Here is a 15294-nt window from a genome sequence, read left to right as displayed (position 1 = left end):
AATTAGTTACATGCGTCTTTAAGTGCTTTACCCGCTTTGAAGCCAGGTACTTTAGCTTCTGCGATTTGGATCTCTTCACCAGTTTTTGGGTTACGACCTGTACGAGCAGCACGAGTACGAACACTGAAAGTACCAAAGCCAACAAGTGCAACTTGGTCGCCTGATTGTAACGTTGTGCCAACTGCTTCGATGAAAGCGTCTAGAGCGCGACCAGCTGAAGCTTTAGAGATGTCTGCGTTTTCTGCGATTGATTCTACTAGTTGTGTTTTATTCACTGTTTTTCCCCTATGTGTCATCTGTGACTACTTCTCGATGACTGTACGTTCCATTTTGGTTTTAATTTAGCCGCAAGCCTTATTACAAAAGGGCTGCCGCTTTAGTCGAATAACTTAGCGTCCAAAAAAAACGCTGACAAGCCTTTTCGGGTCTATCAGCGTAATTCTTTACTTATTTTTGCTATGCATCACTATTTTTTCACGTCGAACTCGACCCCTGACGGATCTCGTTCTAGTGCGACTTTCAGTACTTCATCAATCCATTGAACCGGAATCACCTTCAAGTCAGCGATTACGTTGTCTGGAATCTCTTCCAAATCACGTTCATTGTCTTTAGGAATCAAGACCGTTTTAATGCCACCGCGGTGCGCTGCAAGAAGCTTTTCTTTCAAGCCACCGATAGGTAAAACTTCACCACGAAGGGTAATTTCACCGGTCATACCAACCTCTGCTTTTACAGGGTTACCCGTTAAGCTAGAGACCAATGCAGTACACATTGCGATACCCGCACTAGGGCCATCTTTCGGTGTAGCACCTTCCGGTACGTGAACGTGAATATCGCGCTTTTCGTAGAAATCTGAGTTAATACCCAGTTTCTCGGCACGAGAACGAACCACGGTCATTGCCGCTTGAATCGATTCTTTCATCACATCACCAAGTGAACCGGTTTGCGTTAGCTTACCTTTACCCGGCATTGCTTCAGTTTCGATAGTCAGTAGATCACCACCAACTTGAGTCCAAGCTAAACCAGTCACTTGACCAATACGGTTACTTTCATCCGCTTTACCGAAGTCATGACGTTGAACGCCTAAGTACTCTTTCAGGTTATCAATATTAACCGTTACAGACTTAAGGTCGCTGTCTAGCAAGATGTTCTTCACAGCTTTACGACAGATCTTAGAGATTTCACGCTCTAGGCTACGTACACCCGCTTCACGTGTGTAGTAACGAATGATGCCGATGATTGCAGAGTCTTCAATCTCAATCTCATGAGGCTTAAGACCGTTGCGTTGAACTTGCTTGTCCAATAGGTGGCTCTTAGCAATGTTCAGCTTTTCATCTTCTGTGTAACCAGACAGGCGAATCACTTCCATACGGTCCAGCAGTGGGCCAGGAATGTCCATTGAGTTAGACGTTGCCACGAACATCACATCAGACAGATCGTAATCGACTTCTAGATAGTGATCGTTGAATGCATTGTTTTGCTCAGGGTCTAGAACTTCTAGAAGCGCTGAAGATGGGTCGCCACGCATATCAGAAGACATCTTATCGATTTCATCTAATAGGAACAGTGGGTTCTTAACGCCAACTTTAGACATCTTCTGGATTAATTTACCCGGAAGTGAACCGATGTACGTACGACGGTGACCACGAATCTCAGCTTCATCACGAACGCCGCCTAGCGCCATACGTGTGTACTTACGACCCGTTGCCGCAGCAATCGAACGACCTAGTGAGGTTTTACCAACACCAGGAGGACCTACAAGACAAAGGATTGGACCTTTTAGCTTGTTGATACGATTTTGTACTGCCAAGTACTCAAGAATACGTTCTTTAACACGCTCTAAGCCATAGTGATCTTCGTTTAAGATCTCTTCCGCTTTCGCTAAATTCTTTTTAACTTTTGAACGCTTAGCCCAAGGAACGCCTACCATCCAATCAATGTAACTACGTACTACTGTTGCTTCAGCAGACATTGGCGACATCATTTTCAGTTTTTGCAGTTCTTGCTCAGTTTTTTCACGAGCTTCTTGAGGCATCTTAGAATCTTCGATCTTCTTCTTCAGAGTCTCGAATTCATCAGGCGCGTCGTCCATCTCGCCCAGTTCTTTCTGAATCGCTTTCATTTGCTCATTCAGATAGTACTCACGCTGAGACTTTTCCATCTGTTTCTTAACGCGGCCACGGATGCGTTTTTCAACTTGCAGGATATCAATTTCTGACTCCATTTGGCCCATCAAGAATTCCAGGCGTTCCGTCACATCTGAAATTTCTAGAACGTGCTGCTTATCTACCAGTTTAAGTGGCATGTGCGCAGCAATCGTATCAGCAAGGCGAGCAGCCTCATCAATACCGTTCAGCGAGGTTAGAACCTCTGGTGGAATCTTTTTGTTCAGCTTAATAAAGCCTTCGAATTGATTGATCGCACTGCGAACAACCACTTCTTGTTCTTTTTCGTCAAGTTCTGAGGTTACAACGTATTCGGCATCCGCTAAGAAAAACTCACTCTCTTTGAACTGGTGAATTTTTGCACGCTGCTGACCTTCGACAAGTACTTTTACGGTACCATCTGGCAGCTTTAGCAACTGAAGAATAGTAGCGACTGTACCTACGTTAAATAGGTCGTCGATTGAAGGCTCATCAGTGTCCGCTTCTTTCTGCGCTACAAGTAGTACTTGTTTGTTAGCTTCCATTGCCGATTCAAGGCAAGTAATCGATTTTTCACGACCAACAAACAATGGAATAACCATGTGTGGGTAAACCACTACATCACGTAGAGGTAGCACGGGGATTTCGATACGCTCGGAACGTTCCAAGTTCATATATTTCTCTCTTCCGCTTTAACTTATAAAGCAGTATATGGGGCTTAAACGACTGGATTCAATGGAAGAATAAAAAAAAGGAGGTAATTGCTTACCTCCTTTTTCAATTTGAGTGTGTAGTCTTAAAAAGACCTACTCTGCAACAGCTGCTTGGTTATCTGAGTTGCTGTAAATCAATAGTGGTTCTGACTCACCATTAATTACCGACTCATCAATCACAACCTTGCTTACATCAGTTGAAGATGGCAGTTCGTACATAGTTTCTAGTAGAACACCTTCCAAGATAGAGCGTAGACCACGAGCACCCGTTTTACGGTTCATTGCTTTCTTCGCAATTGCGCGTAGGGCGTCTTCACGGAATTCTAACTCTGTATCCTCAAGCTCAAATAATGCAGCGTACTGTTTTGTCAGTGCATTCTTTGGCTCACAAAGGATTTGGATTAGCGCTTCTTCATCAAGCTCTGTCAGTGTTGTTGTAACAGGTAGACGACCAATGAATTCTGGAATCAAACCATACTTCACTAGATCTTCAGGTTCTACTTGAGTGAACAGTTCACCGATAGTTTTGGTTTCGTCTTTTGAACGCACTTCTGCGCCAAAGCCGATACCTGAACCTGTTTCTACACGTTGCTCAATCACTTTATCTAGGCCGGCAAACGCACCACCACAGATAAATAGGATCTTAGACGTGTCCACTTGCAAGAACTCTTGCTGTGGATGCTTACGACCACCTTGAGGTGGAACTGAAGCTACTGTACCTTCAACAAGTTTTAATAGAGCTTGCTGTACACCTTCACCAGACACGTCACGCGTGATCGATGGGTTTTCAGCTTTACGAGAAATCTTATCGATTTCATCGATGTAAACAATGCCGCGTTCCGCTTTCGCTACGTCGTAATCACATTTCTGAAGCAACTTCTGGATGATGTTTTCAACATCTTCGCCTACATAACCCGCTTCGGTTAGTGTTGTTGCATCTGCCATTGTGAAAGGAACGTCTAGGAAACGAGCCAGTGTTTCAGCCAGTAGGGTTTTACCACTACCAGTAGGACCAATAAGAAGAATGTTACTCTTACCGAGCTCTACGCCTTCAGCCGTCGTATCACCATTACGTAAACGCTTGTAGTGGTTATATACTGCAACTGCTAGCACTTTTTTCGCGTATTCTTGACCGATTACATAGTCGTCAAGATGCTCACGAATCTCACGCGGCGTTGGCAGCGATTCCGATTCTTTCTTTGGAAGAACATCTTTAATTTCTTCACGAATAATGTCGTTACAAAGATCGACACATTCATCACAAATGTAAACAGAAGGACCTGCGATTAACTTGCGAACTTCGTGCTGGCTTTTGCCACAGAAAGAGCAGTAAAGCAATTTACCGCTACCACCCTCTTTGCTTTTATCTGTCATTCGCTAACCTCTTAGCCTTTACTCTCTATGTTTGAGTGTATATCAATTTGAATCACTTTGCGTTAAACAATTGCCCTGCAATTATTGACCGCGGTGATTAAGAACTGAATCCACCAAACCGTATTCTACAGCCTGATCAGCAGACATGAAATTGTCACGATCTGTATCACGCTCAACAACCTCTAGAGGCTGACCTGTGTGCTCTGCCAATAGTTTGTTTAGCTTTTGCTTGATCGTTAGGATCTCTTGCGCGTGAATTTGAATATCAGACGCTTGGCCTTGGAAGCCGCCAAGTGGCTGGTGAATCATTACACGTGAGTTTGGAAGCACGTGACGCTTACCCGGAGTACCACCCGCTAGTAAGAATGCACCCATAGAGCAAGCTTGACCCATACATACGGTGCTCACGTTTGGCTTGATGAACTGCATTGTATCATAGATAGACATGCCCGCTGTTACGCTACCGCCAGGTGAGTTGATGTAAAGATAGATATCTTTGTCTGGGTTTTCTGATTCCAAGAAAAGCAGTTGAGCCACGACAAGATTTGCCATGTGGTCTTCCACTTGACCTGTTAAGAAAATGATACGTTCTTTTAATAGACGAGAATAAATATCGTAAGAACGTTCACCACGGGAAGTCTGTTCAACCACCATAGGAACTAGTGCGTCCATAATCGATGGCATTGTATTTTTTTCTTGGTAGCTCATATTCTTATGTCCCTAAAATAAATGGCCCGAATGATTAAATCATACGGACCATTGTTAGCAGAATTGTTGACCGTACGTCAACCTTCTACGTCAGATATTACTATATTAAGCAGGTTGCTGATTCATTAGCTCGTTGAAGCTAACTTCTTTATCAGAAACTTGAGCTTTAGCGATGATTGCATCAATAGCTTGCTCTTCTAGAGCAACATTGCGCATGTTGTTCATCATTTGCTCGTTTTGCTCGTAGTAAGCAATAACTTCTGTTGGATCTTCGTATGCTGTAGCCATCTCTTCGATGATAGCTTTAACTTTCTCGTCATCAGCTTTTAGCTCTTCAGTCTTGATTACTTCACCAAGAAGAAGACCTACAACTACGCGACGTTTAGCTTGCTCTTCGAACAGCTCACGTGGAAGTTGGTCAGCAGCTTCAGTGTTACCACCGAAACGTTGAGCAGCTTGTTGACGTAGAACACCGATCTCTTGATCGATTAGAGCAGAAGGTACGTCGATGTTGTTTTCGTTAACTAGACCGTCGATTGCTTGCTCTTTGATGCGGTTCTTAACAGCTTGCTTAAGCTCACGCTCCATGTTCTTACGAACTTCAGCTTTAAGGCCTTCAACGCCTTCAGCTGCGCCGAACTTAGAAACGAATTCTTCGTTTAGTTCTGGAAGCTCACGAGCTTCAACTTTGTTCAGCTTGATAGAGAACTTAGCAGCTTTACCTTTTAGGTTTTCAGCGTGGTAATCTTCTGGGAAGTTTACTTCGATTTCGAATTCCATACCTGCTGTTTTACCAACGATACCGTCTTCAAAACCAGGGATCATGCGACCAGCGCCCATCTCTAGTGGGAAGTTCTCAGCTTTGCCGCCTTCAAACTCTTCACCGTCGATAGAACCAACGAAGTCGATAGTTGCACGAGAACCAGCGTCAGCAGCAGCTTCAACTTCAGTCCAAGTCGCTTGTTGCTTACGTAGAGTTTCGATCATCTCTTCAACGTCAGCTTCTTTAACTTCTACTGCTGGTTTTTCAACAGTGATGTTTTCTAGACCTTTCAGCTCAACTTCTGGGTAAACTTCAAAAGTTGCGTTGAATACTAGGTCAGCGCCTTCGTTGTTTTCAACTGGTGCGAAAGTAGGTGCGCCAGCTGGGTTGATTTTCTCTTTAACGATCGCTTCGATGAAGTGACGTTGCATTACTTCGCCCATCACGTCTTGACGTACTGCTTTGCCGTACATTTTAGCAACCATCTTCATTGGCACTTTGCCTTTACGGAAGCCATCGAAACGACGGTTTTTCGCGATGTTGCGTAGTTCAGCTGTAACTGCATCTTCGATGTTAGCAGCAGGAACAGTAATATTAAGACGGCGCTCTAGGCCTTCTAGCGTTTCAACAGTAACTTGCATTATATAAACCTCAAAACTGGCTCAGTAATCTGAGCATATGAGCCGTAACTTAGCTTTAATTCAAAAGCCGACGTTGTTGGCTGCATCCTTGTGTAGTGCTCTATCCGAACACCTAATTTAAAATCGAGCATTGATGTCTGAATTGATTATTCAACCAAACACCAGACTAATCAGCGATATCTTCGTTCTTCACGCGTCGATTAAAACGCAATAAAGCTTGTTTTCGAAAACAAGAAAGGTATCTCCGATTAGCCTCAGGACAGAAATTTTAGACGCGACATTCTAGCGATCTGTTTAATCTCTGTCGAGCCGTTCACCTCTGCATGATGATGAATGCTCTAAATTCGTCCAACTAAATGATACAAAAACGATCAAATCATCACTTAGCACAACAGAAATGGGGACAATAGCGACTTTTTCAAGGGAATCGAGGGCTTTTTTTGCTAAAAACCTTAAAAAGAGATCTTGCTCTTGTTTTACCCCTCAGAGTCGATAACTTTTTCAACAATCCCCGTTACAAACCCTTAACCTACATCCATCTGGCGACTGTCTACTTTCAGCAAACACTACCGCTATTTGCTACCATAAACGAGAGAAGACAGGCTTGATTATTTACCAAAGAAATGAGCGGAGAGCCTTCATGTTTCAAGCTTTGAGAATCCCAATCCTATTAATGGCCACATACAGTTTACTAATGGTGTTCGGCGGTCATTGGGTGTGGAACACAAGCCATGAAAGTTTGTTAAATGATCATCAATCTAAGCTAGACCGATTTTCGGTTCATATTTCAAGCCAACTCGACAAGTTCGCGCACATTCCCGAGCTGCTTTCAAAAGACAAAGAGTTGGTCGATGCTCTTCACTCTCCAAGTAACTCTGCGCAAATCGAACTCACCAATCGCTACCTAGAACACGTAAACTCGGTGATTCAAGCATCGGACACCTATCTGTTAGATAGCATTGGCACCACCATAGCAGCCAGTAACTGGAATCTACCGCGTTCTTTTATTCGGCGAAATTTCGCTTTCCGTCCCTACTTTCAAGAAGCGATTCTTGGCAATGAAAATCAATATTTTGCGCTAGGTTCAACCTCTGGGAAACGAGGCTATTATTATTCTTACCCCGTCGCCTATGCCGCCGAGATTATTGGCGTCATTGTCGTAAAGATGGATTTATCGCTGATTGAAGCAAGTTGGAAAGGCAAACAGAGTTTTTTTGTTGCTGACGATAAAGACCAGATCGTATTTATGTCGAGTAATCCTGAGTGGCTGTTCAAAAGCCTTCAACCATTAAGCGAAGAACAACACACTCAAATTCAAGAAAGCAGGCAGTATCTCGATACAAAAATAGAAAGCCTGCACTTCTCCGGTGACTTAGAGAGTGCTACTAGCAATATTGAGTCTCCCCACAAGCTCGTCCAAGAGCAGTTCTTTAACTCCTCACGCTTCCTAGCCGAGCCAAAACTCACCATACGAGTATTTTCTCCGACCCACTTAGTTTGGTGGGACTTGGTTGCTTACCTTGTGGTTTTGAGCCTTATTTTTGCGATTATTTATCTAACGATGCAACTCAATCACCATCGACAACAAAGACGAGCTCAGATAGACAGACTGCAATCCGAAGCCAAGCAAAAGCTAGAATTTCAAGTGCTTGAACGAACATCAGAGTTGCATGTCGAGATTAAGCACCGAATCGAAACTGAACATGTACTGAGGCAGACACAAGACGAACTCATCCAAGCCGCCAAACTGGCAGTGTTGGGGCAAATGTCAGCAAGCATCAGCCATGAACTGAATAACCCGCTTGCTGCGATTCGCAGTTATGCCGACAACGGCCGACTGTTTCTTGCCAAAGAAAAAACCGAGCGTGTCGATGACAACCTATCGCGAATCTCGGCGCTCACTGACCGTATGGCTAAGATAAGCCACCAGCTTCGTTCCTTTGCAAAGAAATCCACTGCGGAAGAGCTGCACACGTTACAGATACTGCCAGTATTGCACTCGTCAAAAGAACTGATGAAACCACAACTCAAGAGTGAACGAGTAAAGGTCAACGAACTTCCTGAAACCTTTGATGCTTGCGTGCTCGCCAACGCCATTCAATTGGAACAAGTGATCATTAATTTGCTGACTAACGCGATTCAGGCGATGGAACAACAAGACGACAAACAATTAGCTATTCTGTTAGAGATTAGGAAGCCCGACCATCAACAAGCCAAGACCTTGCTGATTCATGTCGATGACAATGGTCCAGGCTTCACCTCCCCTTCTAACGGAAATTTTTTTGAACCCTTCCATACCACCAAGAAAAATGGACTTGGACTTGGGCTATCGATTTCTCAACAAATAATCAGCGGAATAAATGGCAAGCTCGTTACCGGTAGTAGCCCTCAAGGCGGGGCTCGATTTAGTATCGAGTTACCCATAGTTCCAACAAAAGAATCAGATTAGTCGCTAAGCAAACCAGTACACCTTCACCAACAATAAAAATAAAAGATTAAAGGAATAACTATGTGTCACGTCTATTTCATTGATGATGAATCCGATCTGAGAATGGCTATTGAACAGAGCTTTGAGCTCGCCGATATTGATGCCGAATTCTTTCCCGATGCGGAGTCTGCTCTGCTCGCGATTCAAGAAAACGGCTTACCTCACGTGATCATCACTGATATCTGTCTACCAGGTCTATCCGGGCATGATCTGCTCAACACCGTGATGCACAAAGACAAAGAGATCCCCGTGATTATGATTACTGGTCACGGCGATATTTCGATGGCTGTACAAGCGATCCAAGATGGCGCCTATGACTTCATCGAAAAGCCGTTCGCCAATGAACGTCTAATCGAAACCACCAAACGAGCAATAGAAAAACGTCAACTCACACTCGAGAATCTTGAATTGAAGCGCTCTTTAAAGGCCAGTAAAGCGCTTGGGCCGAGAATCATTGGTGACACGCAATCAATGACCGACCTGCGTTCTATCATCACTCATGTGGCAGATACTAACGCTGACATTTTACTCTTTGGTGAAACTGGCACAGGCAAAGAGTTGGTCGCACGCTCTCTACATGAACAAAGCAGCCGGCGAGAACAAAACTTCGTCGCCGTCAATTGCGGTGCGGTACCTGAAAACCTGATAGAGAGTGAACTGTATGGTCATGAGAAAGGTGCGTTCACTGGCGCAGAAAGCAAGCGAGTGGGTAAATTTGAATTTGCTCAAGGCGGAACTCTATTCTTAGATGAAATTGAGTCCATGCCGATGCAGGCACAAATTCGCCTGTTGCGCGTCTTACAAGAGCGCGTTATTGAAAGGGTTGGCTCAAACGGTTTAGTGCCTCTCGATATTCGAGTAATCGCCGCAACCAAAGTCGACCTAAAGAAGGCGGCTGAAGAAGGCGTTTTCCGCCAAGACCTCTATTATCGACTCAACGTTGTCACCTTGGATTTACCGCCGTTAAGAAGCCGTCAAGAAGATATCCCAGCACTCTTCCACCACTTCTTACTGGTCGCTGCTGCACGTTATGGCAAGACAGCACCAGCACTTCCACAAAAGGAGCTGCACGCGCTTTTAGCCCATGATTGGCCGGGAAATGTACGAGAATTGCGTAATACAGCTGAGCGGTTTGTACTTTTAGGTAAGCTTTCTCACTTATCAGACAACACCAATCAAGTCACTCAAGAACTGTCTTTGGCAGAACTGGTGTCTGACTTTGAGAAAAACACGTTAAAACAAGCACTTATTGAATGTAATGGCAGTATTAAACAGACTATGGATAGACTGCAACTTCCACGTAAAACCCTCTACGATAAAATGCAAAAACACCAACTAGTTAAAGAGTCATACCGACAGAGCGAAAACTAAATTAAATTTGGGAGCAAGATCACCTATACTTATTTCACAACAGGATGTTATGCAACCAAGGTGGTAAGGAGGTCATTATGGGTGAGAAAACAAAAGTTCCCTCGATCACCGATACGTTTGAAATTGACGGTATTTTTTACACTGACAATCATGTCAACTTAGACACGCCAGAATTAGAGGCAAAAAGAGCGCTGTATGAGCAGATTGATTCAGGTTCTAGATATGGCAAGATTATCGATGAGGAGGTTTAACCCTCCTCATCACTTCGTTGTTACTTCACTATCTACTTAGTGATGATCTCAGGCCCCATCAAGGTAGTCGGTAACCATGTTGATACCCAAGGTACGTAAGTTACGATAATCAAGAACAAGAACATCACGCCAACCCACGGCAACGCTGCTTTTACCACGTTCATCATCGACATCTTGGCAACCCCGGCAGTCACAAACAAATTAAGCCCAACAGGCGGCGTTATCATCCCTATCTCCATGTTCACCACCATCATGATACCTAGGTGAATTGGGTCGATGCCCAGTGCAATTGCAATAGGGAATACCAACGGCGCAACGATGATCAGCAAGCCTGATGGCTCCATGAACTGCCCACCAATCAAGAGTAGAACGTTCACCACAATCAAGAAGGTGATCGGCCCTAAACCTGCAGACAACATGGATTCCGTGATCATCTGAGGAATGCGCTCCTCTGTCAGTACATGCTTAAGAATCAGAGCATTGGCAATGATAAACAACAACATGATGGTCAGCTTACCCGCATCATAGAGCGTGTCTTTGGTGTCTTTATGGAAAAACGTTTGGAACACTTTCACCAAAGCAGGCTTCGTATTTTTCTTGTCCGCAAACGGCCCCATATCTTTGTAGATAAAGTTGGCAATGAAGAACGCGTAAACCGCTGCAACAGCCGCCGCTTCTGTCGGAGTAAAGATACCTCCGTAGATACCACCTAAAATGATAACAATCAGCAACAAGCCCCAGCTCGCATCCTTCGCGGCCGCGAACATCTCACCCCAGCCCACAAATGGCTGTGCAGGAATTTTCTTAATACGTGCTGCAATGTAGATAGCTATCATCAACATCACACCCGCCAACAGACCAGGAATCACGCCGCCTAAGAACATACGACCGACAGATACATCCGTCGCCGCAGCGTAAACCACCATAACGATGGATGGTGGAATCAAGATACCCAAAGTACCCGCGTTACAGATAACCCCTGCCGCGAACTCTTTTGTGTAGCCGTTTTTGATCATACCCGCGATAACAATACTACCGATTGCCACTACCGTTGCTGGAGACGATCCAGATAACGCTGCGAACATCATACATGCCACAACCGACGCCATCGCTAAACCGCCGCGGAACCAGCCGACCATTGCGATAGCAAAACGGATAATACGTTTCGCCACACCCCCAGTGGACATGAAGCTAGAGGCCAAGATAAAGAAAGGGATCGCTAAGAGTGTGTAGTGGCCTGCAAATGCGTTGAACAACGTTTGTGCAACCGAAGCTAGTGACGCATCAGAGTGCATCAACAAGAATATAACGCTCGATAAACCAAGGGAAATCGCAATTGGTACACCGACCAACATGAAAGCAATTACCATTAAAAATAGAAATAACATTGCCATGATTAGTCTTCCTTACCGTTAGATTTTGTACCCGACTCGTTCGCCTTGTTTTGCTTAGTCGAATCCAATACCGCTGTCGCGTCTTCATCAGAACCCGCTAACACATCAGCTTTCAATGCATCCAGCTCTTCTTCGGCTTCATGCCCCGCTATCATGCGATCAAGCTTGCCTGTGACTACTTGGTAAGCAACTTGGGCAAAACGGAACGTCAGCATTGCCATACCAATAGGCAGTGCCATGTAAGGAATAAAACGTGGCAGTTTCTCGTATCGCTCGCCTTCATTCATCCAGTCGGCAAGGAACTGAAGCATCTCTGGCATTGGAATATCATCGGTCTCGTACCAAGCGCGCTCAGTCGCGAACGGGTACCAGTAATTCCAAGAACCTATAAGAAGTAAGATTGAGAATGCTAGGCAGCTTGTGACGGCGATTAACGCATACACTTTGCGTAGCTTTTCTGGGGCAAGGTTGATGATCACATCAACACCAATGTGGAAGTGTTTTTTAACGCCATAAGATGCGCCCACTAACACCATCCAAGCGAACATGAACACCGTCAGTTCTAGTGCCCATAAGATATTGCCATTGAATGCGTATCGAAATACCACATTGGCAAAAGTAAGTAGCGTCATTGCGCCAAGGAAAAATGCGATTAATGACTCTTCAATCACATCGGTAACTCTTCCGACTTTGGAAAAAAAAGAGGTTTCCAGTGCTGATTCGCTAGAATTTGGCTGTTCCATTTGAGGATTATCCATAATTGACTCCGCTTATAGTTATTTTAATAAGGAGTGGCGAAATGCACGCCACTCCCTTAGCGGTGTTATTGGTTTGAAGCTAACGCTGCATCGATAAGATCTGAACCGATGTCTTTTTCAAACTTCTTCCATACTGGTTGAAGCGCAGTTACCCATGCTTCACGCTGTTCAGGCGTAAGCGTACGAACCTCACCACCAGCTTCGATGATGTTGTTTTTGTTCGCTAGGTTAACTTTTGAAGATTCTGCGTTACGAGTCTCAGACACTTCTTGAACGATTGTGCCAAGTTGCGTACGTACATCTTCAGGTAGGTCTTTCCAGAAGTCGTTCGACGTTACTACCAGGTAATCAAGAATACCGTGGTTAGTTTCTGTCACGCCGTCTTGTACTTCAAAGAACTTCTTACCGTAGATGTTTGACCATGTGTTCTCTTGGCCATCGATAACCTTAGTTTGTAGGCCACCGTATACTTCTTTGAAAGACATCTTCTGTGGGTTAGCACCTAGCTGTTCAAACTGAGCAACCAATACGTCTGATGCTTGAACACGGAATTTCAAACCTTCCGCGTCTTCAGGATTGATAAGAGGTTTGTTTGCTGACATCTGTTTCATGCCATTGTGCCAAAACGCTAGGCCTTGAAGGCCACGACGCTTCATCGCGTTCTTCAGCTTTTCGCCAGACTCTGAGTTTTGGAAACGGTCAACAGCTTCTACGTCTTCAAATAGGAAAGGAAGGTCAAAAATGCGGTATTTCTTAGTGAACTTCTCAAATTTAGACAGCGAAGGAGCCGCCATTTGAACATCACCATTTAACAGGGCTTCCAGTACTTTATTATCATCGTAGAGTGTTGAATTAGGGAAAACTTGCATACAAGCTTTGCCATTCATTTCCGTGTTTACTCGCTCTTCCAGTAAAGAAGCGGCAATGCCTTTCGGGTGCTTATCGGTATTGGTTACATGACTGAATTTAATCACGATTTCACCTGGGTCACAGTTTGCAGCAGCATTAAAACTTGTGAGCGCCAGAGCAGAGACAGACAGCAGGGTAAGAGGCTTAAACATTATTATTCTCCTTAGTAAACAAAGCAGCCCTTCAATGGGAACTGCGTGCTTTCACTAAGGCAATTAGCGCGCCACATTGACACAAATCATTAACAACCCTTTAACCATAAGGCTTCATGATATCTGCCTGCTGCAATCACCAACTCGCTGCAAAAATCAATGGGTGGAAAGTGACACATAGAATATTTGTAAATGGGTGGAAGCTGACCAACGTATTAGTAATGAATAAGGCCGAATGAGGTCTGACCAAAAGCTCGATAGTCGATGATGCCTTGAAGTAATTTCTACCTATCCTGTAGAGTGCTGCACAACTTAGTCAGATTTACTACAACGCTACTTAATAAGAGTTGATATCAATGAGCCAGATCTACCATCACCCAGTACAAATTTACTATGAAGATACCGATCACTCAGGTGTGGTTTATCACCCTAACTTTCTAAAGTACTTTGAGCGTGCGCGCGAACATGTATTGGGTAGCGATAAACTGGCAACATTGTGGAATGAACATGGATTAGGTTTTGCGGTCTATAAAGCCAACATGACTTTTCAAGATGGGGTTGAGTTCGCTGAGATCTGCGACATCCGAACCTCTTTTGAACTCGATGGAAAATACAAAACCTTATGGCGACAAGAGGTATGGCGTAAAGATGCGACTAAGCCTGCCGTGATTGGTGATATTGAAATGGTCTGCCTTGATAAAGACAAGCAACTGCAGCCAGTGCCTGCTGAAGTATTAAAAGCGATGCTTGGCGAAACGAGCTAACTTTATTTTATCTACATAGACGTAAAGAGATGAGACGGCGAAAAGCTTCTCATCTCTATCTGCATGGGTAACAAATGACCACCAAGAGTCACGGCGAAACGATACTGTTCATCCAACCGCCCCAAGCAACATTGCCAACCTGTAGAACTCTCGGTTTTCTCAGTAACATCCAACCCAACTCCACTGTATATGCTGATTTCACCATGCAATCTAATTTCATCCTGCAAGTTTGGTTGAAAATCCGAAGCGTGAAGTGACAGTGTTTGCTCCGTCAGATTGGAGAAATCGAACGAAAAGCTTCGCAACGATGTGGCTAGCCCTTTACCTGTCGCTTTGATATACGACTCCTTCAGCGCCCAAAGATCGAAAAAGCGCTCTCTCTGTTCTTCTTTGCTGAGCTCAAGTAAATCCGTCAATTCCGTATCTGAAAAATAGTGCTTCATGATCGAGTCGATATTGGTCGAGCTTCTGGCATGTTCAATATCAACACCTAGCTGAACTTGCTTACCTTCTATCTGGCAAACTGCGATTAACAAATGTTCTTTGCTATGACTGATATTGAAATTCAGGCCGGTTTCTATTTGTTGTTTCTCAATTAATCTTGGCTTCCCTTTCTCACCATATTCAAAGCGCCACGCTTCAGGCATCAAATCAGAATAGCTAGACAATACCTTTCTTAGGTAGTTTCGAACATACAGGGCCTGAATTTGAGATGAAGGCATTCGATAGCGCTCAACTTTGACTATCTCGTCGGCCGTCAGTCTCTTTTTGAGCTGAGATACAATGTCTGGCTGGTCATTTAAGTTACTCAGAGAACATAGCCACAAATCAACAACGGGAGTTTTCATTTAACTCGAACTCACT

The 15294-nt window shown here is 44.3% G+C and carries 13 protein-coding genes and 1 pseudogene; 4 read left to right on the top strand and 10 right to left on the bottom strand.

Annotated elements, in window-relative coordinates; all coding sequences use genetic code 11:
• Positions 1-2: 2 nt before the first annotated feature.
• The 6 genes and pseudogenes from ACED59_RS16490 to ACED59_RS16465 form a co-directional block, all read right to left on the bottom strand.
• Complete coding sequence (locus tag ACED59_RS16490; RefSeq protein ID WP_012604504.1) at positions 3-296, bottom strand: HU family DNA-binding protein; 294 nt, start codon at positions 294-296, stop codon at positions 3-5.
• 170 nt (positions 297-466) lie between these two features.
• Complete coding sequence (gene lon, locus ACED59_RS16485; protein ID WP_017098777.1) at positions 467-2818, bottom strand: endopeptidase La; 2352 nt, start codon at positions 2816-2818, stop codon at positions 467-469.
• 132 nt (positions 2819-2950) lie between these two features.
• Positions 2951-4231, bottom strand: a complete 1281-nt coding sequence (gene clpX, locus ACED59_RS16480; protein ID WP_009847283.1) for an ATP-dependent protease ATP-binding subunit ClpX — start codon at positions 4229-4231, stop codon at positions 2951-2953.
• A gap of 81 nt (positions 4232-4312) precedes the next feature.
• Positions 4313-4939, bottom strand: a complete 627-nt coding sequence (gene clpP / locus ACED59_RS16475; RefSeq protein ID WP_004736080.1) for an ATP-dependent Clp endopeptidase proteolytic subunit ClpP — start codon at positions 4937-4939, stop codon at positions 4313-4315.
• A 105-nt stretch (positions 4940-5044) separates the two neighbouring features.
• A complete protein-coding gene (gene tig, locus ACED59_RS16470; RefSeq protein WP_004736079.1) occupies positions 5045-6343 on the bottom strand; it encodes a trigger factor in 1299 nt (432 codons plus the stop codon).
• 294 nt (positions 6344-6637) lie between these two features.
• A pseudogene (locus tag ACED59_RS16465) lies at positions 6638-6820 on the bottom strand (hypothetical protein); the annotation flags it as partial.
• 163 nt (positions 6821-6983) lie between these two features.
• On the opposite strand from ACED59_RS16465, the gene ACED59_RS16460 reads away from it, so the two are divergent.
• The 3 genes from ACED59_RS16460 to ACED59_RS16450 all read left to right on the top strand — a co-directional run bounded on the left by ACED59_RS16460 (position 6984) and on the right by ACED59_RS16450 (position 10453).
• Positions 6984-8792 (top strand): ATP-binding protein, encoded by a 1809-nt coding sequence (locus ACED59_RS16460; protein ID WP_017098776.1) that lies wholly within the window; start codon positions 6984-6986, stop codon positions 8790-8792.
• 60 nt (positions 8793-8852) lie between these two features.
• A complete protein-coding gene (locus ACED59_RS16455) occupies positions 8853-10202 on the top strand; it encodes a sigma-54 dependent transcriptional regulator (RefSeq protein WP_012604507.1) in 1350 nt (449 codons plus the stop codon).
• Positions 10203-10279: 77 nt separating this feature from the next.
• Complete coding sequence (locus tag ACED59_RS16450; protein WP_017098775.1) at positions 10280-10453, top strand: hypothetical protein; 174 nt, start codon at positions 10280-10282, stop codon at positions 10451-10453.
• 32 nt (positions 10454-10485) lie between these two features.
• Here the strand turns inward: ACED59_RS16450 and ACED59_RS16445 are convergent, their stop codons facing one another.
• From ACED59_RS16445 to ACED59_RS16435, 3 genes are all read right to left on the bottom strand, one after another.
• Positions 10486-11847, bottom strand: a complete 1362-nt coding sequence (locus ACED59_RS16445) for a TRAP transporter large permease (protein ID WP_004736074.1) — start codon at positions 11845-11847, stop codon at positions 10486-10488.
• Positions 11848-11849: 2 nt separating this feature from the next.
• Entirely contained in the window at positions 11850-12605 is a 756-nt protein-coding gene (locus ACED59_RS16440; RefSeq protein ID WP_009847290.1) for a TRAP transporter small permease, read from the bottom strand.
• Between the two features lie 65 nt (positions 12606-12670).
• A complete protein-coding gene (locus ACED59_RS16435; protein ID WP_012604509.1) occupies positions 12671-13666 on the bottom strand; it encodes a TRAP transporter substrate-binding protein in 996 nt (331 codons plus the stop codon).
• Between the two features lie 356 nt (positions 13667-14022).
• On the opposite strand from ACED59_RS16435, the gene ACED59_RS16430 reads away from it, so the two are divergent.
• Positions 14023-14430 carry a thioesterase family protein gene (locus ACED59_RS16430; protein WP_009847292.1) on the top strand — a complete coding sequence of 136 codons (408 nt, stop codon included), beginning with the start codon at positions 14023-14025 and terminating at the stop codon, positions 14428-14430.
• A gap of 11 nt (positions 14431-14441) precedes the next feature.
• On the opposite strand, the gene ACED59_RS16425 is transcribed toward ACED59_RS16430, so the two are convergent.
• Positions 14442-15278 carry a 4'-phosphopantetheinyl transferase superfamily protein gene (locus ACED59_RS16425; RefSeq protein WP_017098774.1) on the bottom strand — a complete coding sequence of 279 codons (837 nt, stop codon included), beginning with the start codon at positions 15276-15278 and terminating at the stop codon, positions 14442-14444.
• Positions 15279-15294 lie beyond the last annotated feature (16 nt).

The sequence above is a fragment of the Vibrio sp. FF266 genome, from assembly GCF_041439695.1.
Taxonomy (GTDB): Bacteria; Pseudomonadota; Gammaproteobacteria; order Enterobacterales; family Vibrionaceae; genus Vibrio; species Vibrio tasmaniensis_A.
This window is presented reverse-complemented; position numbering and strand designations above follow the sequence as displayed.

Bases quoted from the DNA above. Each gene is read 5' to 3' on its own strand.
- tig (WP_004736079.1), bottom strand. From the start codon at position 6,343: ATGCAAGTTACTGTTGAAACGCTAGAAGGCCTAGAGCGCCGTCTTAAT.
- ACED59_RS16455 (WP_012604507.1), top strand. From the start codon at position 8,853: ATGTGTCACGTCTATTTCATTGATGATGAATCCGATCTGAGAATGGCT.
- ACED59_RS16440 (WP_009847290.1), bottom strand. From the start codon at position 12,605: ATGGATAATCCTCAAATGGAACAGCCAAATTCTAGCGAATCAGCACTG.
- clpX (WP_009847283.1), bottom strand. From the start codon at position 4,231: ATGACAGATAAAAGCAAAGAGGGTGGTAGCGGTAAATTGCTTTACTGC.
- ACED59_RS16435 (WP_012604509.1), bottom strand. From the start codon at position 13,666: ATGTTTAAGCCTCTTACCCTGCTGTCTGTCTCTGCTCTGGCGCTCACA.
- ACED59_RS16430 (WP_009847292.1), top strand. From the start codon at position 14,023: ATGAGCCAGATCTACCATCACCCAGTACAAATTTACTATGAAGATACC.
- ACED59_RS16450 (WP_017098775.1), top strand. From the start codon at position 10,280: ATGGGTGAGAAAACAAAAGTTCCCTCGATCACCGATACGTTTGAAATT.
- ACED59_RS16460 (WP_017098776.1), top strand. From the start codon at position 6,984: ATGTTTCAAGCTTTGAGAATCCCAATCCTATTAATGGCCACATACAGT.
- lon (WP_017098777.1), bottom strand. From the start codon at position 2,818: ATGAACTTGGAACGTTCCGAGCGTATCGAAATCCCCGTGCTACCTCTA.
- clpP (WP_004736080.1), bottom strand. From the start codon at position 4,939: ATGAGCTACCAAGAAAAAAATACAATGCCATCGATTATGGACGCACTA.
- ACED59_RS16445 (WP_004736074.1), bottom strand. From the start codon at position 11,847: ATGGCAATGTTATTTCTATTTTTAATGGTAATTGCTTTCATGTTGGTC.
- ACED59_RS16490 (WP_012604504.1), bottom strand. From the start codon at position 296: ATGACACATAGGGGAAAAACAGTGAATAAAACACAACTAGTAGAATCA.
- ACED59_RS16425 (WP_017098774.1), bottom strand. From the start codon at position 15,278: ATGAAAACTCCCGTTGTTGATTTGTGGCTATGTTCTCTGAGTAACTTA.